The following is a 20554-nucleotide window of genomic DNA, read 5'->3' as shown; positions in this document are numbered from 1 at the left end:
GGTGGTGATAGAGAAACTACAGAACGTCATTCCGAGCGAAGCCAAGGAATCTCGCGTGCTGACGGTACAGTGGTAACACCATCAGCGCGCAAGATTCCTCGACTTCGCTCGGAATGACGTTCACAGAAAACAGAGAAACTGCTGGCAGGCTACCCCACCAGCACCGGCTCGGCGGCAATAATTTCGTCCATGATGGCGTGGATTTCCAGTGGGTCGTTGCTGTCCACGAGGCGGGTGCGCCACTGGCGGGCGCCTTCCAGGCCCCGGAAATACTGGGCGTAATGGCGGCGCATCTCAAACACGCCGGCGCGGAGACCTTTCCACTCCAGACTTTTCTCGAAGTGCATGCGGCAGGCTTGCACCCGCTCCTCCACGGTGGGCGGCGGCAGCAGCTCACCGGTGGCGGCGTAATGCTTCACCTCCCGGAAAATCCAGGGGTAGCCAATGGCGGCGCGGCCAATCATCACGCCGTCCACACCGTAGCGGTTTTTGTACTCTACCGCCTTTTGGGGCGAGTCAATGTCGCCGTTGCCGAAGATGGGGATTTTGATGCGCGGGTTGTTCTTGATGCGGCCAATCAGCTCCCAGTCGGCCTCGCCCTTGTACATCTGCACGCGGGTGCGGCCGTGTACCGTGAGGGCTTCAATGCCAATATCCTGGAGCCGCTCGGCCACATCCTCTACGTTCTTGGTGGAGTCGTCCCAGCCCAGGCGGGTTTTGACGGTGACGGGCAGGTGGGTGTTGCGCACCACGGCGGCCGTCATTTCCACCATCTTGGGAATGTCGCGGAGCAGGGCCGCGCCGGCACCCCGGCAGGCTACTTGCTTCACCGGGCAGCCGTAGTTAATGTCGATGAGGTCGGGGCCGGCCTCGGTGCTGATGCGGGCACACTCGCCCATCGTTTCCACGTCGGAGCCGAACAGCTGGATGCCGATGGGCCGCTCGTAGTCGAACACGTCGAGCTTCTGCCGGCTCTTGGCGGCGGCCCGGATCAGGCCTTCCGAGGAAATAAACTCGGTGTACATCAAATCGGCCCCGCCCTGCTTGCACACGGCCCGGAATGGCGGGTCCGACACGTCCTCCATGGGCGCAAGCAAAAGCGGAAAATCGGGCAGAGCAATGTTACGGATGTGAACCACGGCAGTCTATTCTAGTATTTTGCGCAAATTTACGACTGTATCAGGGACTTAGCGTCTATGCTTTCATCCTGAGCGAAAGACCTTGTTACGGTAGCCTGACAATGCGTGGCAGTAAACCTGACGGGATAAGGTCTTTCGCTCCCCTCAGGGTGACCAGGCTGCCCGGAAGTTCCCAAGACCCCAACATCCCATGAAAGGTTTCGTTTCCAGTCGATTACACCCATTAGCTAATCTGGGGCTGTTGGTAGTGCTGCTACTGGCCACTTTTTGCGTAGCCAGTTTCCTGGTAATGGTGCTCAATTACCTGGCTTTTGGGGTGGGCATGCAAGACATGGGCAACGTAACCCAGCGCCCTGCCGACTACCCAAATGGCTGGGCCGTATCTATGCTTAGCCAGGGTGTACTGTTGCTCGGGGGGCTGGGCGGCGCAGCCTTGGCCCTGGCCGCTCTTACCGGCAACAAGCTGGCCGATTATTTTATGCCCCGCCGCCCGGTGCCAGCCGGTTGGCCGCTGCTGGCTGGCTTACTCATTGTGGCAAGCTTGCCTGCCATGTCGGTGCTTATTGCTTGGAATGCCAGCTGGGGTCTGCCGGAGTGGGCCATGACCAAGGAGCAGCAAGCCAAAGACATCCTGAAATTCCTGACCAACTTCTCCTCGCCCCTACGTTTCGGGGTGGCTGTGCTGGTAATGGCCGTGGTGCCGGCCGTGAGTGAGGAGTTGTTTTTTCGGGGTGTGCTGCAGCGCAACCTGGTGCAGTGGGCTGGCCGCCACGTTGGTATTTGGCTGGCCGCCATTGTGTTTAGTGCCATTCACCTGCAGTTTCAGGGCTTTGTGCCGCGCTTCGTGCTGGGGCTGGGGCTGGGCTACCTCTACGAGTGGAGCCGTAATATTCTGGTGCCTATAGCGGCCCACTTCGCTCAGAACGGGTTTCAGCTGCTGTTGCTGTACCTGCAGCAGCGCGACTGGTCGTCGTCGGGTTTCGACCCCGATTCCACGGAGGCATTGCCCTGGTATTGGGTGCTGCTGTCCATGGCAGTGTGCACTGTGGGGCTTTGGTACCTGCACCGCCGCATGAGTGCCCCCCAGGCCGATGCCCTCCCCACCGAAATGCACACGCTGGGCAGCCACGGCGTGGCCGTAAGCCGGCCGGCGCTGGTACCGCCGGCCGCTCGCACCCTCAGCCACGACGGTGTGGACGCCACCAAAGCCGACTAACGGCCACAGTCCACCTGGTTTCTCTCCCCGTATTTTCTCTGCTTACTTTCCCTTGACTACCTCTCCCGCCCCCACGCCCGCTACCACCGAACCACCCGCCGACAAGCCCGGCATGTCCAACCTGTCTCAACGCATTATCTTCGGGTTGATTGGGGCCGCCCTGCTGCTAGGCAGCGTGTGGTACAGCGCCTGGACGTTTGCCCTGTTTTTCGGGGCCGTGCAGATGCGGATGCTCTGGGAGTTCTACCGCATGATGCGCGAAGTAGGCTACAAGCCGGCCGCTATACTAGGCGGAGCCATCAGCGCGCTCATTTTTGCCGGCGTGCTGGGCGTGGTCGTAGTGAACAATACGGTGGATTCTATTGGTCAGGGCCTGCATATTATTGTGGGTGATGCCCGCTCGGCCGGCATCATCCTGATGGGCATTCTGTTGCTGCTGCCGGTCATTCTTATTTTGCGGGAAATGGCGGCTTGGCCCCGGGAGCGGCAGAATTTCTCGCCGTTTGCCAACGTAGGCGTGGCCCTGCTGGGCCTGCTGTACGTGAGCCTGCCCATGAGCCTGCTGAGCGTGGTGGCCTTCACCGAAACCGGCTACGACTACCGCCGCATCTTCGCGCTGCTGCTGCTGGTGTGGTCGTCGGATATTGGGGCTTATGCGGCGGGTAAAACCTTTGGTAAGCACAAACTGGCGCCCAAAATCTCGCCCGGTAAAACCTGGGAAGGTGCCATTGGCGGGTTTCTGCTCACCCTGGGTATGGGCTGGGCGCTGGGCTATTTGCTGCCCGAACTCTCGCTTACCTACCGCCTGGTGGCAGCTGGAGCAGTGGCCGTGTTTGGGCCGCTGGGCGACCTGGCCGAATCCATGCTCAAGCGTAGTGTGGGCGTGAAGGACTCCGGCCGTATCATGCCCGGGCACGGCGGCCTGCTCGACCGGTTCGATGCCTTCCTGTTTATTCTGCCGGTACTGGCGCTGCTGGAGCTACTCTTTGGCTAGGCCTTTTCAGGCTAACTGCTTCTGCACCGGGCTGCTTCAAAACGGAGTGGCCCGTTTTTTTTATGCTTTGCGGCCCCCGGCAAACTATGAAGATTGGCAGGAATTCGGGAAAGAAAATACGAACACTCCTGATTTTTCGTACGGTGTTTGCTAAGCTGTTGAGTAGCCCCAGCCAGTGGGCAGTGCGCCAGCCGCAGATTTCCTCACGGTTGGCGTAAACCGCTTACCTTTGGCCACCCAAAAAATCCGCGCGCGGCCTGGTTGCCCACCATCCTGGTTGCCGTAGTCATTTCTCACCCACCCCAACCCCACCTCCGTATGGCTGCCACCACGGTGTACAAAGAGCCGGCTCCCCGCGTGGATGCCGAGAATCCCCTGGAATCGATGATGTCGCGCTTCAACGTGGCCACCGAAATCCTCGGCCTCGATGAAGAAACCTACGACGTACTCAAAGCCCCCGACAAACAGATCATCGTGCACATTCCCGTGACGATGGACAATGGCAAAGTGCGCGTGTTTGAAGGCTACCGCGTGGTGCACAACACCATTCTGGGCCCCAGCAAAGGCGGTATCCGCTACGATAAAAATGTGCACCTCGACGAGGTGAAGGCCCTGGCCGCCTGGATGACCTGGAAGTGTGCCGTGGTGGATATTCCCTATGGCGGAGCCAAAGGCGGTATCATCTGCGAGCCAACTAAAATGAGCGCCGGCGAAATTGAGCGCCTCACCCGGGGCTATACCCTGGCCATGAAGGATGTGTTCGGCCCCGACCGGGACATTCCGGCTCCTGACATGGGCACCGGTCCCCGCGAAATGGCCTGGCTGATGGACGAATTCAGCAAGACGGTAGGTGCCACCTCGCCCGCCGTGGTAACCGGCAAACCCTTGGTAATGGGCGGCTCTCTGGGCCGCACCGAGGCCACCGGCCGCGGCGTAATGGTATCGGCGCTGGCTGCCATGAAAAAGCTGGGCATGGACCCCCGGCAGGCTTCGGCGGCCGTGCAGGGCTTCGGCAACGTGGGCTCCTGGGCTGCTAAGCTGCTGAGTGAGCAGGGCGTAAAAATCAAGTGCGTATCCGATGTGTCGGGGGCGTACTGGAACGAGAACGGCATCAACATTGATGAAGCCGTGGCCTACAAAAACGCCCACAGCGGCCGCCTCGATGGTTTCACCGGCGCCACCCTTATGGACAACGCCGACGACCTGCTGACCGCCGACGTGGACCTGCTGGTGCCCGCCGCCGTGGAGGACGTCATCACCGAGCACAACGCCCACGATATCAAAGCCAAGCTGATTGTGGAGGGCGCCAATGGCCCCACCTCGGCCTCCGCCGACCCCATCATCAATGAAAAAGGCATTATGGTGGTGCCCGATATCCTGGCCAATTCGGGCGGGGTTACGGTATCCTACTTTGAGTGGGTACAGAACCGCCAGGGCTTCAAGTGGAGCGAGGAAATGGTAACCGAGCGCGCCGACCGGATTATGAACGACGCCTTCGAGAAGGTGTACGCCACCAGCCAGAAGTACAACATTCCCATGCGCATTGCCGCCTACGTGGTGGCCATCGACAAAGTCGCCCAGACCTACAAGTTCCGCGGGGGCTTCTAAAATCACAGATTACCGCTGACGGCACTAATTTCGCTGATCTTCTTGGTGAAACCGGGCAAGGGCGGAGTAGTAACGTGCTGCGTTGGCCTATGTAGCCGCCGCTGCGTATATTTGCTTCTGGATAGCCCGGGCCGGTGGCTCGGGCTATCTTTGTCTAGGTTGATTCGTAAGCTACCCAAGGGGCGAGCGGCTATTTTGTCTCCGCAAAGTCGTCTGAATCAGCAAAATCAACGTACTCAGCGCAAATCTGCGATTCATGAAGATCCACAAAGAAGGGCGACGTATTCTGTTCTTTACCCTGCTAGCCCTGCTGGCTGCCAATCTGCTGCTATTTCGCTACAACGCCGAAAATGGGGGCGTTAATAAGGTGTTTGCCGGTATTTCGGTTATCGTATTCCTGACGCTGCTGCAGTTTTTCCGGAGTCCGGCCCGTCGCCTCTTCACGCACGAGGACCTGGTAATTGCCCCGGCCGATGGGAAAGTAGTGGTAATCGAAAATGTGCATGAGCCGGAATACTTTGACGACCAGCGCAAGCAGATCAGCATCTTCATGTCGCCGATTAATGTGCACATCACCCGCAACCCTATTTCGGGGATTGTGCGCTATTTCAAGTACCACCCCGGCAACTACCTGGTGGCCTGGCACCCTAAAAGCAGCACCAAAAACGAGCGTACTACAGTAGTGGTGGAGTCAGAAGCTGGGCCCTTTGTGCTTTTCCGCCAGATTGCCGGGGCCATGGCCCGTCGCATTGTGTGGTACGTGAACGAGGGCGACGAGGTAAGCCAGGGCGAGGAGTTCGGCTTCATCAAGTTCGGTTCCCGCGTAGATATTTTCGTGCCCGTGGACACCGAAGTAAAGGTGCAGATTGGGGAGAAGGTAAAAGGTGGGCAAACGGTTATTGCCCAGCTCAAAACCACTGCCCCCAGCCTCTTCTAAGCACTGATTCCCGCAGATTTCACAGCTTCATTCTTACGGGAAAATGCCAACGGCCGCTCCAGTATCTGGAGCGGCCGTTGGCGTTACAGGAATATTCGGGGGTTAGCTTACTGCTTTTGCCATTTCCGGAACTTCCGACAGGCGGTAGTGCAGCAGGGCCATGCCGTCGGGCCAGGTTTGGGTACGCAGTAGGTGTAGGGGCTGAGCATGGTCCTGGTGGCGCCAGAGCGGAATGCCGGCTCCAATCAGGCGGGGCACCACAAACAGCATCAGCTCATCTACCAGCCCCTCAGCCAGCAGCGGGGAGGCCAGCGTGCTGCCCCCAATCAGCCAGATAGTACCGCCGGGCTGCTGGCGCAACTCCCGTACGAAGCGGGTAGGGTCGTCGGTAACGAATTGCACGGAAGGATGAGCGGCCTCGTAGGGAGGGCGGCGCGTGAACACATAATTAGTGAGCGTGGGGTAGGGCCACTCACCAAAGGTGGTAATCTGCTCGTAGGTAGCCCGGCCCAGCAGGGTGGCATCGGCAGTGGTCAAAAAATCAGCATAGCCGTAATCCTCGCCGGGTGGGGGCGTGGGCAGCCACTCCACCGAGCCGTCGGGGGAGGCAATGAAGCCATCGAGGCTGGTGGCAATGTAGAGGACAACTTTACGCATGAAGGGGGTGGGAAAAATGGTTGTGGGTGGGAAAAGAACGGTACAGATTGCGCCCCGTAACTGGTGCTGCCCCGCATACGGTGCCCGGGCAACGGCAGATTATCGGGCGGGGTAAAAAAAGCGGAAACAGTTGGGTAGTGGGCTTGCAAGGACCTGGTAGTCAGGTGGGCTAAGCAGCCGTAAAATACAACATCTTTTGCCTGCGCAAATACCCCGATAATGCCTACTATTGGGGCATGGATGCTGCCACGCTGCTTGCTACCGTTGCCCGGGCCAACTGCCCCGAGGATGTGTTCAGTCGCCGCCGCTACCGGCAGCAATACCTGGCCTACCTTAAGCTCCTGCACCCTGATGTGTGCGCCCTGCCCGGGGCCGCCGATGCCGTAGCCCGCCTCAACGGATACGCCGACCAGCTCAAGGCCCTCGACGTGCTGGACGACGACGCCGGCACGCTGCGCCGCCTCGATGAGCGCACGTTCCGGCTGGAGGGCGAGGCTGATCAGCTCCGGCAGTCCTACCGCAACTACCAGCAGCTGATGGCCTTCTCCGATGCCGCCGCCCGCAACTTCCAGCGCTACCTGCCGGCCAGTCTGGAGTGGGAGGGCGCGGCCCTGCGCCTCAGCGGCCCCGACTACCTGCTGCCCCTGACCGGCCTTACCCTCGCGCCTGAGCATGTGGGCTGGGTGCTGAGCCGGGTGCTGGAACTGACGGCCTGGCTGCACCAGGTGGGCCTGTGCCACGCCGGCCTCAACCCCGAGGCCCTGGCCCTGGTGCCCGATACGCACGGCATCGTGTGCCTGTCGTTCTACCACCTCACGCCCCTGAACGGGCCGCTACGCACGGTGTCGGGGCGGTATCTGAACTGGTACCCGCCCTCGGTTTTTGCTCAGAAGCAGGCCACGGCCTACGTGGACGTGAGCCTGGCCCAGCGGGTGGCCCTGTACCTGCTCGGCGACCCCTCGGGCCACGGCGTGAAGCTGAAAAAAACAGTGGATGCCCGCCTCATTGACTTCCTGCTCACGCCCCACCAGAACGCCTACCACACCCTGCGCGACTACCGCCAACTGCTCGGGCACCTCTTCGGCAAGCGCCAGTTTCACCCGCTGGACGTATGAGTCGGGGCATTGTCCTTCCGATGGCAGGAGGAATCTGGCGGACTGTAATAGCACGTCATTCCGAGCGGAGCCGAGGAATCTCGCGTGCTGACGTTGCGATGGTACTTAGACGTCAGCACGCGAGATTCCTCGGCTCCGCTCGGAATGACAGTACCTCAGCACGCGAGATGTTCCGGCTCTGCTGCACCTCTGCATGACGGGTTACCGTTTACCTCATCACCTCACCACTCTTCATCCCTCCTTCTTATGGGCTATACTCGCTGGTCAGACGATGCGTATGATTATCTGCGCGACTCCCGGGCCGATTCGGGCACCGACGACATTTTTGCCAACAACCGCCTGCGCCGCGCCGACCCGCGCATGTTGCCCCACGGCGTGCAGTTCCGGGAAAGCCGCGACTCCGACATTCACCCCGAGTCGTTGGCGGTGGCTGTGTTTCTGGACGTGACGGGCAGCATGGGCCGGATTCCGGAGGTGCTGGTGCGTGAGAAGCTGGGCGCGCTTATGAACACCCTCATTGCCCACGGCGTCGAGCACCCGCAGATTCTGTTCGGCGGCATCGGCGACCATATTTCCGACCAGTATCCGCTGCAAGTGGGGCAGTTTGAGAGCGGTACAACCGAACTGGACCAGTGGCTGACCGGCCTCTACCTGGAAGGCGGCGGGGGCGGCCAGAGCATGGAATCGTACACGCTGGCCTGGCTGTTCGGGGCCCGGCACACCTCCCTCGACTGCTTCGAGAAGCGGGGGCAGAAGGGTTTCCTGTTCACCATTGGCGACGAGGCGGCCTGGCCCACGCTGGAAAAAGATGCTCTCAAAGCCCTTATGGGCTACCCCGAGGCCACCGACCTCACCGACCGGCAGCTGCTGGAAGAAGTGCAGCGCAGCTACCACGTCTTCCACATTCACATCAACGAGGCCTCCTACAAAGACAGTCCGCAGGTACTGGGCTACTGGAAGAAGCTGCTGGGCGAGCGGCTCATCATCCTTAACGACTACAACGCCCTGGCCGAAACCATTGCCGCCACCGTAGCCGTCATCCACGGCGTTGACCTCAGCCAGATTCTGTCGTCGTTCGACAAAAAAACCGCCGGCACGGTACAGAACGCCCTGGTACACGTCAGCTCCGCCCTCACCACCACCCCTAAACCTGCCAGCGGAGGCGGCCTGCTGAGCCGGATTTTTAAGCTGTAAGAGGACGTGAGGTAGTAAAAGAACATCATTCCGATGAAAGGAATAATCTCGCGTGCTGACACTGCAGTAGCAACTAAAACTCGGAACGACTCTGTGTACCTCTGCGACATCCTCTGCGTCCTCTGCGGGCTAAAAACATCAGAACAATCAGGCGTGTTAAGTTCCTTCGCGCTGCTCAGGATGACAGAAAGTCCAACGTATGCTAATCAATAATTTGCCACCATATGGCTGACATACCTGCCTGGGTGGTGGTGGGCCTGGGCTTTGGCGACGAAGGCAAGGGCCTGGCCACCGATTATCTGTGCCGGGAGCATCCGGGGGCGCTGGTGGTGCGCTTCAACGGCGGGCCGCAGGCGGGCCATACGGTGGTAGCCGCCGACGGGCGGCGGCACGTTTTTTCCAGCTTCGGGGCCGGCACGCTACGCGGTTCCCCCACGTATTGGTCGGGGTATTGCCCGGTGGCCCCCGGGCCGCTGCTGCGCGAATATGCGGCCCTGCGGGAGCTAGGCGTGCAGCCTCACTTGCTGCTGGATGGCCGTTGCCCCGTCATTACGCCCTACGATGTGCTTTGGAACCGGGTGCTGGAAGCGGAACGCGGGGTGGCCCGCCACGGCAGCTGCGGCCTGGGTTTCGGGTCCACCGTGGAGCGCCAGCAAACCACACCCTTGCGCCTCTACGCCCAGGATTTGTGCTTTCCTGACGTACTGATGCACAAGCTCCGCCAGATTCGGGCGCACTACCGCCAGCGTGTGCAGCAGGAAACCCGCGTTGCCTTCGACCAGCTCAACCACGATGCCGAAGACCAGCGTTTTGCCGACTACGCCCGGCAGCTGCGGGAGCTGGTAGCGGCCGGGGCTATAGAGCTGGTGCGCGAAGCGGACGTGCTGGGGCCGGCGGCCCGGTGGTCGGCGCTGGTGTTCGAGGGTGCTCAGGGGGTGCTGCTGGATCAAGAGTTTGGGCTGTTTCCGCACGTTACGCGCAGCTTCACCACTTCGCGCAACGCTCTGGAGCTACTGGCCCGGCACCAGCCCGCCACCCGCGCCCGGCTGCTCTACGCCACCCGCGCCTACCACACCCGCCACGGAGCCGGCCCCCTGCCCCACGCCGAAGTGCCGCTGCCGCTCATCAACCACGAGCAGGAAACCAACCAGTTCAACGAGCACCAGGAGCACTTCCGGCGGGCCCCGCTTTCGGTGGATATGCTCAATTACGCCCTGCACTGCGACGCGCATTTCTCCACCGGCCTCGAAAAGTACCTGCTCATCACCTGCCTCGACCAGCTGCCCGCCGAGCGGTTGACGGCTTACGTAGCCGGCCAACCCCGCCACATAGCCGCCACCGAGCTGAATGTGTTACTTGACGAAGGCATGGCCGGCTACGTATTCAGCCGCAGCCCCCGCGCCGATGACCTGCCGCCACTGCCTACCTTTGCGCTTTGGTGACAAAACCCGGTCCCGGGCGGTTATAGTCGCCAGGTGGCCCCCGCGCCGCCGTTTTCGTTTGACTTTCCTCCTTCTCATGGCCGAAGAACTCCACCTCGATACCACCCTCAGCAAAGCCGAGCAGTACCGCCAGCTCCTGCCCCAGATTGAAGCCCTGACCACCGGCGAGCCGGATCTGGTAGCCAATCTCGCCAACACCGTGGCCGCCCTGCGCCAGGCCTTCGGGTTTTTTTGGGTGGGATTTTACCTGGTGAAAGGTGAAGAGCTGGTGCTGGGGCCGTTCCAGGGGCCTATTGCCTGCACCCGCATCCGGCGGGGCAAGGGCGTGTGCGGAGCCAGCTGGGCCCAGGCTGCCACGTTGCTGGTGCCCGATGTGGAACAGTTCCCCGGTCACATTGCCTGCAGCTCCGAGTCGAAGTCGGAAATAGTGGTGCCTGTGCTGAAAGAAGGCCAGGTAGTAGCCGTGCTCGACGTAGACAGCGACCAGCTCAACGACTTTGACCACCACGACCAGCAGGCCCTGGAGCAGCTGATGCCGCTGGTAGCAGCGTGGTTTTAGCCAGCCACATGCAGCCGTGGCCCGTTACCTCTTCCAATCGGCGAGGTAACGGGCAGGCTGTTATAAAGCGTACTGGGCAAAGCAATTACCAGAGCCGGGTGTCGTTGATGCCCGGCGGCAGGGGAGGCAGCTCACTGAAGCCCAGCACGCACCAGCCGGCTGCAATGCCGAAGCAGCCGCCATTCAGCACATAGCTGATCCAGCGCGTGGTTGTTCGGCCGCTGTACTGCTCACTTTCTGGCTCATATTCGCGCAGCAGCACCATGTCGCCGACCTGGAAATACCGGTCGTTTTCGCGGACGTCGAAGGGTTTGGTGCCATTTTCAACGGCCGCGAAGCAAGCGGGCCACACTTTGAGCTCGTGGGTGCTGGGTGTGGGCAGTACAACAGTTGTATGGGCAGTGGTGTAGTGGTAAGTCATAATATCAGGAGTAGGGCCACCCGTGGGGTAGCGTGAATACTACAAAGCCAACGCCCGCAGGCGGTTACCCGCGTGGAGCGGCACTAACGGCAAGGTTGGCCTGAGAAGATACGAAACTTAAGGTATAGTGTTGTAAATGAGATATTAAGCCTGGTTTACGATGCTGTGTTGCCTCCTGTGCCGATGGGCCATTAACTACTAGACATAACCTTGCATGGAAAACCAGGAAAGTTTGGCCGGCCCGGGCAAAGACCCACTGTAGCTGTCAGTATCGAAGAGAACTACTCACAGCCCATGCGAGTAAATATAGACCAGGTGGCATCAGGCCGCCCGATTTTCATGAACTGCGCTCAATAGGTACGCATACAAGTGGCCAATGTCGTGTTTGAGGCGCTACGGAAGCCAGTACCTGCACGCTACAAGGCAACTGAGTTGTGCTCCGTCCAAAACAGCTTCGCCGCCGCTCGGGCGGGCAGTAACCCACATGCCTAATGCAAAACGAAAGAGGCCAGATAATTCCTAAGAATTATCTGGCCTCTTGTTAGGTAGCGGGGACTGGACTCGAACCAGTGACCTTTGGGTTATGAGCCCAACGAGCTACCAACTGCTCCACCCCGCACTGTTTGGTTTTACAAATGTACGAGCCTTTTTCAGATTCAGCTCATTTGGGGTGCAAAAATACTAAAAAATAGTATTGGCGACTGATTATCAGGGGCAAAAAGTATAAATCAAGAGCCCAGTACTAAATAAATTTCTGTTGAAATCGTGCTTTACGGTGTTCAGAAGGGTGACAACTTCGTGGTGGTATTTGCCGTGGGAACAGGCGCGGCGCGTAGGCAACGCAATCAGAACCGGCTGGTGATGCCGAAGTGGATTTTGCCGGAGCCCAGCGAAAAGCCCTGCTGCTGGCTGCGGCCCAGGGCGTACACAAACTGAAACTGCCCGGCCCCGGTCCGGAAGCTAAGGCCGGCCCCCAGCCCGGTGGGCGAATCCCGGGGGTAGGGGGCGTTGGGCAGGTCGCGGCGCAGGTAGGCTTGGTCGGCGAACAGGAACACGTAGGTATCGGGGCCGGTGAACTGGCGGAACTCGGCCGTGCCCACGGCGTACTGGCTGGCGTAGAAGTTCAGCTCGTTGAAGCCGCGCAGTGTGGCCAGTCCGCCCAGGCGGAACAAGTCGTTCAGAAACAAGCGGTTGTTGAGCAGAGCCTCGCCGCGCACCCGGGTTAGTAGCACCCCCTGCCGGCCTACCGGCAGGTAATATTCGGCCCGCAGCCCCAGGGTTGTCTGGCGGGTGTTCAGCGGTATGCCCGCGTAAAAGCTTTCCTGCAAATCGGGGTTTTTGCTGATGCGTTTGATACCGATGGCCCCTTGGGCACTGGCCAGCAGCCCCCGCCGCGGAAAATACGGGTCGCTGAGGGTGTTCCAGGTGTAGTTGAGGCCGTAGGAGGCGTAGCGGCTGTCCACGTTTTCGGGTAGGGCCGTGGCCTTTTTGAGCGAGGCCGAAATGAGGCGGGAGTTGCGCCACTCGGCAAACACAGCCAGCCGCCCGGCCAGGGCCGTGGGGTAGGCAAACTGAACCCGCGGCCGGGTGTTCAGGAACAGGGTATCCTGCTTCAAAAGGTTGAAGGAGCCGCTCAGCTCCAAGGGCGTCCCGAAAAAAGCCGGGTGAACGTATTGCCCATCCAGCAGCTGGGAGGTGGCATCCAGCTTGCGCCACTGCACGCCCACGCCCTTACCGCCGCCATTAATATTGCGCAGGTTCAGGGTAACGTCGCCGGTTATCTGCACCCGCTTCTGGCCAGCCAGTGGGTTGGAGGTAGGCAGCACGCCCACAATGGCATCGAACTGGTTGGCGGTGCGGTCTTCGAGCAGGAAGTACACCCGGGCCCGGCCCCGGGCAAACCGCACCTCAGGCTCGGCCTTCAGTTGCAGATAGGGCAGCTGGCGCAGGCGGCGGGCTGCCTCGGCTACGCGCTGCTGGCTGTAGGGCTGCTCAGGCTCCAGCTGCAGGTAGTCAATCAGGAAACGGGCGCGGGTTTTGGTTTTGCCGATGATTTGCAGGGAGTCGAACACCACTGGCGGGCCCCGGCGCAGCACCACCCGGCCGGTAACCTCGGTGCCAGTGAGGGCCACTGAGTCCAGCTGGAGGGTGGCAAAGGGGTAGCCCTGGTTTTCGGCTTCGTGCAGAATGTTTTCCTGGAGGCGGGCCCACTCCTGGGGGCGTAGCGGCTGCTGGCGGAACAGCTTGTCGCGGAAGCCGGCCCGGGTGAGCAGTCCGTCGCCGAGGTTGCCGTTGCGCAGCCGGGCCCAACGGAACGGCTCCCCCACGTACAGCCGCACGTGCAGCGTATCGTGGCGCCAGTGCAGCTCATCGGCGGAGGCGGTCAGGTAGGCATCGGCCTGCAGGGCCAGCACCAGGCTGCGCACTTCGCGCAGGGCGGCCAGCGAGTCGGGCAGGGCGGTGCGGTACCGATAGGGCCGCAATATGGCCTGATCGGTAGCCTCGGGGTGGAACTGCACCGTTACGGGGTGCACTGGCCGGCCGGGCGGCGGAGCGTTGCGGCGAACCGAATCGGGCGGGGCCACGCTGGGAGCCGCCGAAACCGGGGGCGCAGCGGGGTTGAGCGGGGTGGTACCCTGGGCCAACGCCGCCGCGCCGAGCAACCCGCTCAGTAGCAGTATCCAGCAGAAAACGAAGGCGCGGGCGTACATTTACAGTCTGAAACGCGAAACCCCGCGTTTAATTTCCCGAAAGTAGCGTTTCCTGGTGCGGTAGTCATTTCCGGAAGCCGTGGCCCGCTGCCGACACTTCTTCCTCATGGCCGGTCTGTACCTTCATATCCCGTTCTGTAAGCAGGCGTGTCATTACTGCGACTTTCATTTCAGCACATCCATGGGGCTGAAAAGCCGGCTGGTGGAGGCGCTGGTGCAGGAAATGGCGCTGCGCCACGCCTACCTGGGTCCCGAGGCGACGCTGAACACCATCTACTTCGGGGGCGGTACTCCTTCGCTGCTCACGGCGGCGGAGCTGGATACGCTCTTTACGGCCGTGCACCGCTACTTCCGGGTGGCGCCTGACGCGGAAATTACTCTGGAAGCCAACCCCGACGACCTCACTCCCGACAACGTACGGCTGCTGGCGGCCTCGCCCATCAACCGCCTCAGCATTGGGCTACAGAGCTTCCACGAGCCCCACCTGCGCCTGATGAACCGCGCCCACTCGGCCGAGGAATCGGGGGCGGCAGTGCGGCGGGCCCAGGAGGCCGGATTTGAGAATATTTCGGTGGATTTGATTTACGGGGTGCCGGCCCCCGACCACGGCATTTGGGAGCAGGATATGGCCGCGGCCTTTGCCTTGCAGGTGCCGCACCTGAGCTGCTACGCCCTCACCGTGGAGCCCGATACGGTGTTCGGCCGCCAGCTGAAAAAGGGCAAATTTCCGGCCGTGCCCGACGAGTTTGTGGCCCGGCAGTTTGAGCTGCTGCTCCTGGAAATGACCCGCCACGGCTACCAACAGTACGAAATCAGCAACTTCTGCCGGCCCGGCCGCGAATCCAGGCACAACTCGGCGTACTGGCGCGGGGTGCCCTACCTGGGGCTGGGGCCCAGCGCCCATTCCTTCAACGGCCACAGCCGGCAATACACGGTGGCCAACAACCCGCAGTACGTGGCGGCAGTGCTGGACCGGGGCGAGGTGCCCGCCACCGTGGAGCACCTCTCGGCCCGCGACCAGGCCAACGAGTACCTGATGACCAGCCTACGCACGGCCCAGGGCTGCAACCTGACCCACCTGCGCGATGTGCTGGGCGTGGACCTGCAACAAGAAAAGCCCGCGTACCTGCGGCAGCTACAGCAAACCGGCCTGGCCCAGCTTCAGAACAACCAGCTCCGGCTCACGGATGCCGGCAAGCTGCTAGCCGACCACATTACGCTGGAGCTGTTTCAGGGCGAGTGAGAACGAACTGTTTAGGCGCGTGTATGAAAGTAAACGCACGGTTTCTCGGGTTTTCTTCTTTCTTTGAAACAGCCCAGCAGATTTCGGTAGATGCACTGCCCAGCCTTGCAACCGCCGTAGTTATGGCAACTCCATGAGTATGAGACGACTGATTGATGCCCTGGCCGACGACACGGATTTTTTCATTGAACAGGTCCAGATTACGGCCATTGTATTCGACAATTCCGATGACGTGACCATCTGGGCCACGACGTATTTCGACCAGGAGGCACACTTTTTTCATCTGGGCCTGCCGTTTCAGCAGCTGGACCTACTGCTGCGGCTGGCGGGCGGCCGGGCCGAAGCCTTGCAGGAAGATGTGGCCGATGCCCTGGCTACCGTGCGCGACTGGCCCTGCCTGCTGGAATACAACACCGAAGCTAATCCGCCGGTGTCGTTGCCCAACGTGGCCCTCAAGCTCTCCTGTACCTACCCCGCCGATTTGTTCGAGGATGATGAAGACGCGGAGGACGATGACACCTTCGACATCAGCATGAACGCCGACAGCGAGGAGGCAGAAGAATATGAATCCGGACAGCCCCACAACATCTTCTACCTGGAAGACGTGTTCCTGCGCATCGAACCGTGAAATCAATTAAAAATGAGTTATCGTGCTGGTTATTTCTGAGCTGCTCGGCAGCGTGAACATTCTGCTGTTGGCCACAGATTTATGGTAATATTCTGCCATTGAAGGCACGGCATTTTTAATTTCTAATTGAAATACCATGTTCTACCTGATTCCGGGGTTGGGAGCCGATGAGCGGGTGTTTCAGCGGCTGCGGCCCTTGCTGCACGGCGAAACCTGCCTGCTGTCCTGGCTCACTCCGGAACCCGACGAACCCCTGCCGCAGTACGCGGCCCGCATGGCGGCGGCTATTCCGGCCGCGGCCAGGGGGCTGTTGGTTGGAGTGTCGTTTGGGGGTATGGTGGCCTTGGAAATCAGTAAAATCAGGCCGGGGCTGCGTACGGTGCTCATCAGCAGCATTCCGGATGCCAGTTGCCTGCCCCTGCTGCTACGGCTGGTGCGGGCTACCGGGCTGTACCGCCTCTTTCCGCCGCAGTGGCTGAAGCTGTTTCCGCGGGCCGGACAGTGGTACTTCGGCGTCCAGAACGGGGAGGAGTACCGGCTGTTCAAACAGATTCTGCGGGATATGGAGCCTGTGTACACCCGCTGGGCCATTGAGCGGCTGCTGCACTGGGACAGCACCAGCGTGGGCCGCAGCATTCAGATTCTGGGCACCCGCGACCGGGTATTTCCGCCCGGTCCGGCCCCGGCCGAGTACCTCATTCCCGGCGGCGGCCACTTCATGGTAGTCAGCCACGCCCCCGAAATCAGCCGGATTTTGAATGAATTAGGGAATGAGGAAGTAGCCCGAACTTTGTAGTCCGCGCCCCTTCCTCAGCTCGCTGCAACACTTCAGATATACGCGGACTACAAAGTTCACGCTACTCCATTTCAGCCCATTATATGCTCGCCACTTACCCGTACCAGGGCCGCCCATTTGCCTTCGACCCGGCGGCGCCCCTGGATATTTCGCTGCCCCTGGCCCCGGGTGAGGCGCAGGTAAACTGCTTCTGGGCCGAGCCAGTGCAGGTAGACGTGATTCGGGTGGGCAGCTTTGTGGGCAGCGTGGCCCTGGGCGGCAGTACCAACTACCAGCGCGTGCACCTCACGCCCCACGGCAACGGTACCCACACCGAGTGCTACGGCCATATTTCGGCCGAGCCTACGGCCACCCTCAACCGCTGCCTGCGGCGGTTTCTGTTTGTGGCCCGGCTGGTATCGGTGCAGGCCCGCCCCCAGGCCAACGGCGACCAGGTAGTGCTGCTGGATGATGTGCGCCGGGAGCTGGAAAGCGGCCCCGATGCCGATATCCGGCCCGAGGCCGTGGTGTTGCGCACCCTACCCAACCATCGCGCCAAGCGTACCCACCACTACTCCGGCACCAACCCTACCTACTTGGAGCCTGCCCTAACCGAGTACCTGGCCGGGCAGCACGTTGAGCACCTGCTGCTGGACCTGCCCAGCGTAGACCGGGAAGAGGATGGGGGCCAGCTGCTGGCCCACCACGCCTTCTGGCAATACCCCCACGCCACCCGCCAGGCCGCCACCATCACCGAGCTGATTTTTGTGCCTGATGAGGTGGAGGATGGCCTCTACCTGCTCAACCTGCAAATCACCAGCCTGGAGCTGGATGCCAGCCCCAGCAAACCGGTTTTGTACGCCCTGCGCCAAGAATAATCTGTACATCACGCAGTAAAAAAGGCCGTTGATGCGACAATGCATCAACGGCCTTTTTTACTGCGGTTTTTAGCGCGGTGGACTGGTTAGTTCAGCCACACCGTCAGGAGCATTTCGAAGCGGTGGGGGCCGTAGGCGTTGTAATAGGGGGCTTCCCCTTCAAACCCCAGCACGTGCACCAAGGGCATACCTTCAGTGCGCGAATCCACCACGCGCACGGGGTAGAGGCGGCCTTCCTCGGGCCAGTCACCCACGTGGTTATAGGGACGCTGGCCGGCGTCTACGCACCGGGCATAATCAACAAAAGGAGCGTGGCGGGTGGCTTCCGCCAGCGTGAGGTTAGCAACTTCGTATTTAGGCATGATGGGCTGTTCTACAAAAAAACGGCGGGGATGATTCCCGGCCGGCGCAAAAAGGTGTCGGCTCCGGGCGCTTTCGGCAGGTACTAGAGCTTGAATTGCAGACTCACTTTCACCCCAAAGGTACGGGCTCCGGGCGAGTTTCGGTACGTGAGACGGTGCAGGAAATCAACGCGCGCTACCCGCAGAATGTTCTCCACGCCGTACCCAATTTCGGCGTAGGGCAGCCGGCCCAGGCTGCGGAAGGCCGGCAGGGGGCCGCCGTTTACGGGGTCTTCCTGCGGGATAATGCGGCGGTTGGCCTCATTGACGCCGCCCCACAGCACGTTGCCGGTAGCTACCAGGCGCCAGTTGAGCTGCTTAATAGCCGGCAGGGAGTTGAGCAGAAAGCCATCAAACTGATTTTCAACCCGCAGGGCCACGTACCGGTCACTCACAAACTCGAAGTAGCGCATCAGGTTGAAGGCCCCGGCGTTGTAAAATGGCGACTGGTTGCCGAGGTGGGTTTTGAGCACCGGATACGGCACCGTACTCGGGATGTAGCCCGCGTCGAGGCGGTAGTCAAGGCGGCCCAGCTGGCCCAGGCGCAGGCTCTGGCCGATGAGCAGGTTGAGCTTGTGGTAGCGGAAATCGGAGCCCAGCACCCGGTCCATGCCCAGGGTGTAGCGCACCGTAAACACCGGCCAGCGTTTCAGGCCGATGGCGGTGCGGCGGTTCTGGTTGTTCTGCACCAGCACCTCGTCGCGGGCGTAGCGTGATTCCAACACTATTTCCGAGAGGTCGAACCGGTCGTTGGTGGGCGCGCCGGGCTGAAACTCGCGGGTGTAGTAGGCAAACGGGTACAGCGGCTGGAACTGCTGGTGGCGTAGCATCACCCGCTGGGTAAACCCCCGAAACAGGTCCGACTGCAGGCTGAGCGTGGTCAGGTCGCGCATGAGGGGGCGGCTGCCGCTGATATTGCCCAAGCGGGCCGAGGCCTCGAACAGCAGGTTGTCGAGGGCGTAGTCGTTGTCGAGCAGGGCCACCTGGTCCAGGTCGTGGCGATGCTCAAAGTTGGTTACGGTCCAGTGGCGGCGGTCCAGCACCCGCTGCACCCGCAGGCCGTACTTGAGGCGTCCGTCCTGGGTGCCGTAGGCCAGATAGGTGCGCAGCAGCCAGTCGCGGCTCCACTCGGGCGTGGTCCGGAAGCCGGCCCGCAGGCGGTGGCCTTCGATGTTGTTGAAGCTGTAAGTCGCCAGCAAGGGGCCCAAATCGACCTTGCCCGCCCGGTAGTAACCGTTCACGGCCACGTCGGCCAGCTCCAGCACCGAGCGCACGGCCGGCAGCTGGCGCACAGTGTCCAGCACCAGCATGGTGGCTTGCTCCTGCTGGCTTAGCGTGTCGGGTCGGTGCTGCTCGAAGAAGCCCTTGGGCACCTCAAACGCATCGGCCGCCGTTTCCAGGGGCCGGTCGTAGAAGGGCAGGGGCTTGGGCTCATTCACCCGAAAGCCGGAGTTGATGATGGTGAGGCGGGCCAGAATGCCGGTGCTGCCTTTGGTGGGCTTGATGCCGATAACCACGCGCGTCTGGCGGGGCAGCCACTGGCCGGCCGGGGTTGGGGCCATTTCCTGCCGCACCCGCACCTGCTCAATAAAGTTGAGGTTGGCTTCCGGGCTCACCGCTAGATCCAGCTGTTTCAGCGCATAGGTGTCTGTGGTAATCCAGATGGTGCCCACGAAGGCCAGATCCTGGGGGCGGCGGGGCTGCACCCCAATGCGGTAGCAGAACTCCGAGCCCACCATCACAGAGTCTTGCAGCTCATACTCATAAGTGAACTTCCAGCCGTCGGCAATGGGCGAAATGAAGTCCTTGCCCAACAGCTGCTGCCAGTTGCGATAAAAGTCCCAGTCCTGAAACGAGGAGCCCATAATCTGCGACACCACCGAGCCTTCCCGGGGCGTGGCCCCGCGCATCTGGGTGCGCTGCACCTCCTCCCGGCGGCGAAGCGGGTCGTTGAGCTGGTAGAAGCGGGAGAGGACTTCGGAGGCGAAAATGGGTACCACGGCCTTACCGTTGGCGTCGCGGGCAATGCCCAGGCTATCGGCCACCTGCGTGAGCTGGCGCAGGGCTTTGCGCCGGCTCACCACATCGGGCAGGTTGTTGAGGGCCACCTCGGTACGGCTGTAGCTGTCGAACTCGAAGGCCGTGAGAGTACGCTTGTCGTTGCGGGGCTTCTGCTGTTGCACCCGCCGCAGAATGCGGTAGGCTGGATTCTCGCGGGGCCGCACTACCACCTCGCCCAAGGATACCGAGCCGCTGCCCAGCGTAAAGTGGATGGTCTGGGAGCCGGCTGCGCCGGCTACCCGCTTCTTTTGCAGAGCAAACCCAATGGCCGAGGCCGCCAGCGTATCTACGGGGCCGGTGGCGGTGAGCTGGTAGCGTCCGGCCTCGTCGGCGGTAGTGCCCTGGCTGCTGCCCCGCACAAACACCGAGGCAAATGGAATCGGCTTGCCCGTGGCCGCTTCGGTTACACGCCCACTGAACACCACGCGCTGCGCCTCGGCCGCCGGAATACTCACCAAGATGAGCAGCAAAAACAGCGGGTAGAACAAGCGCATACGGGGCAGCAAACGAGGCAGGACGGATTCAGGGAATCTAGTTGCAGTAAGATACCAAGGCAGTCTGGAAAAAACGAGTTC

Annotated in this window: 18 protein-coding genes and 1 tRNA gene; 12 read left to right on the top strand and 7 right to left on the bottom strand. The window is 61.2% G+C overall.

Annotation, left to right across the window (positions count from 1 at the left end; all coding sequences use genetic code 11):
* Positions 1–149: 149 nt before the first annotated feature.
* Positions 150–1139 carry a tRNA dihydrouridine synthase DusB gene (dusB, locus tag EI290_RS02260; protein ID WP_125426302.1) on the bottom strand — a complete coding sequence of 330 codons (990 nt, stop codon included), beginning with the start codon at positions 1137–1139 and terminating at the stop codon, positions 150–152.
* A 190-nt stretch (positions 1140–1329) separates the two neighbouring features.
* Here dusB and EI290_RS02255 point away from each other — a divergent pair, with 190 nt between their 5' ends.
* The 4 genes from EI290_RS02255 to EI290_RS02240 all read left to right on the top strand — a co-directional run bounded on the left by EI290_RS02255 (position 1330) and on the right by EI290_RS02240 (position 5894).
* Entirely contained in the window at positions 1330–2355 is a 1026-nt protein-coding gene (locus EI290_RS02255) for a CPBP family intramembrane glutamic endopeptidase (protein WP_125426300.1), read from the top strand.
* A gap of 52 nt (positions 2356–2407) precedes the next feature.
* A complete protein-coding gene (locus EI290_RS02250; RefSeq protein WP_125426298.1) occupies positions 2408–3349 on the top strand; it encodes a phosphatidate cytidylyltransferase in 942 nt (313 codons plus the stop codon).
* 318 nt (positions 3350–3667) lie between these two features.
* Positions 3668–4957, top strand: a complete 1290-nt coding sequence (locus EI290_RS02245) for a Glu/Leu/Phe/Val family dehydrogenase (RefSeq protein WP_125426296.1) — start codon at positions 3668–3670, stop codon at positions 4955–4957.
* Positions 4958–5213: 256 nt separating this feature from the next.
* Complete coding sequence (locus EI290_RS02240; RefSeq protein WP_125426294.1) at positions 5214–5894, top strand: phosphatidylserine decarboxylase family protein; 681 nt, start codon at positions 5214–5216, stop codon at positions 5892–5894.
* Positions 5895–5996: 102 nt separating this feature from the next.
* Here the strand turns inward: EI290_RS02240 and EI290_RS02235 are convergent, their stop codons facing one another.
* Positions 5997–6551 (bottom strand): dihydrofolate reductase family protein, encoded by a 555-nt coding sequence (locus EI290_RS02235; RefSeq protein WP_125426292.1) that lies wholly within the window; start codon positions 6549–6551, stop codon positions 5997–5999.
* 236 nt (positions 6552–6787) lie between these two features.
* Between EI290_RS02235 and EI290_RS02230 the strand changes: the two genes are divergently transcribed.
* The 4 genes from EI290_RS02230 (at position 6788) to EI290_RS02215 (ending at position 10861) form a co-directional block, all read left to right on the top strand.
* Entirely contained in the window at positions 6788–7666 is an 879-nt protein-coding gene (locus EI290_RS02230) for a protein kinase family protein (protein WP_125426290.1), read from the top strand.
* A 246-nt stretch (positions 7667–7912) separates the two neighbouring features.
* Positions 7913–8860, top strand: a complete 948-nt coding sequence (locus EI290_RS02225; RefSeq protein ID WP_125426288.1) for a hypothetical protein — start codon at positions 7913–7915, stop codon at positions 8858–8860.
* A 224-nt stretch (positions 8861–9084) separates the two neighbouring features.
* Positions 9085–10302: an adenylosuccinate synthetase gene (locus EI290_RS02220; protein WP_125426286.1), complete on the top strand. Its 1218-nt coding sequence runs from the start codon at positions 9085–9087 to the stop codon at positions 10300–10302.
* 76 nt (positions 10303–10378) lie between these two features.
* Positions 10379–10861: a GAF domain-containing protein gene (locus EI290_RS02215; protein ID WP_125426283.1), complete on the top strand. Its 483-nt coding sequence runs from the start codon at positions 10379–10381 to the stop codon at positions 10859–10861.
* An 85-nt stretch (positions 10862–10946) separates the two neighbouring features.
* Here EI290_RS02215 and EI290_RS02210 read toward each other — a convergent pair whose 3' ends face one another.
* From EI290_RS02210 to EI290_RS02200, 3 genes are all read right to left on the bottom strand, one after another.
* Entirely contained in the window at positions 10947–11282 is a 336-nt protein-coding gene (locus tag EI290_RS02210) for an ASCH/PUA domain-containing protein (protein ID WP_125426280.1), read from the bottom strand.
* A 546-nt stretch (positions 11283–11828) separates the two neighbouring features.
* Positions 11829–11901 (bottom strand) — tRNA-Met (locus EI290_RS02205).
* Positions 11902–12127: 226 nt separating this feature from the next.
* Entirely contained in the window at positions 12128–13993 is a 1866-nt protein-coding gene (locus tag EI290_RS02200; RefSeq protein WP_125426277.1) for a BamA/TamA family outer membrane protein, read from the bottom strand.
* A 106-nt stretch (positions 13994–14099) separates the two neighbouring features.
* Here EI290_RS02200 and hemW point away from each other — a divergent pair, with 106 nt between their 5' ends.
* From hemW to EI290_RS02180, 4 genes are all read left to right on the top strand, one after another.
* Positions 14100–15236, top strand: a complete 1137-nt coding sequence (hemW, locus tag EI290_RS02195) for a radical SAM family heme chaperone HemW (protein ID WP_125426274.1) — start codon at positions 14100–14102, stop codon at positions 15234–15236.
* A gap of 139 nt (positions 15237–15375) precedes the next feature.
* Positions 15376–15864, top strand: a complete 489-nt coding sequence (locus EI290_RS02190; protein WP_125426271.1) for a hypothetical protein — start codon at positions 15376–15378, stop codon at positions 15862–15864.
* Between the two features lie 136 nt (positions 15865–16000).
* Positions 16001–16660, top strand: coding sequence for an alpha/beta hydrolase (locus tag EI290_RS02185; protein ID WP_125426268.1), 660 nt, complete (start codon positions 16001–16003; stop codon positions 16658–16660).
* An 83-nt stretch (positions 16661–16743) separates the two neighbouring features.
* Positions 16744–17517: a cyclase family protein gene (locus EI290_RS02180; protein WP_125426265.1), complete on the top strand. Its 774-nt coding sequence runs from the start codon at positions 16744–16746 to the stop codon at positions 17515–17517.
* Between the two features lie 86 nt (positions 17518–17603).
* Here the strand turns inward: EI290_RS02180 and EI290_RS02175 are convergent, their stop codons facing one another.
* Both EI290_RS02175 and EI290_RS02170 read right to left on the bottom strand, forming a co-directional pair.
* Entirely contained in the window at positions 17604–17879 is a 276-nt protein-coding gene (locus EI290_RS02175; RefSeq protein WP_125417239.1) for a hypothetical protein, read from the bottom strand.
* An 83-nt stretch (positions 17880–17962) separates the two neighbouring features.
* Positions 17963–20473: a DUF5686 and carboxypeptidase-like regulatory domain-containing protein gene (locus EI290_RS02170; RefSeq protein WP_125426262.1), complete on the bottom strand. Its 2511-nt coding sequence runs from the start codon at positions 20471–20473 to the stop codon at positions 17963–17965.
* Between the last annotated feature and the right edge of the window lie 81 nt (positions 20474–20554).

Source organism: Hymenobacter metallilatus (assembly GCF_003944705.1).
In the GTDB taxonomy this organism is placed as follows: Bacteria; Bacteroidota; Bacteroidia; order Cytophagales; family Hymenobacteraceae; genus Hymenobacter; species Hymenobacter metallilatus.
This window is presented reverse-complemented; position numbering and strand designations above follow the sequence as displayed.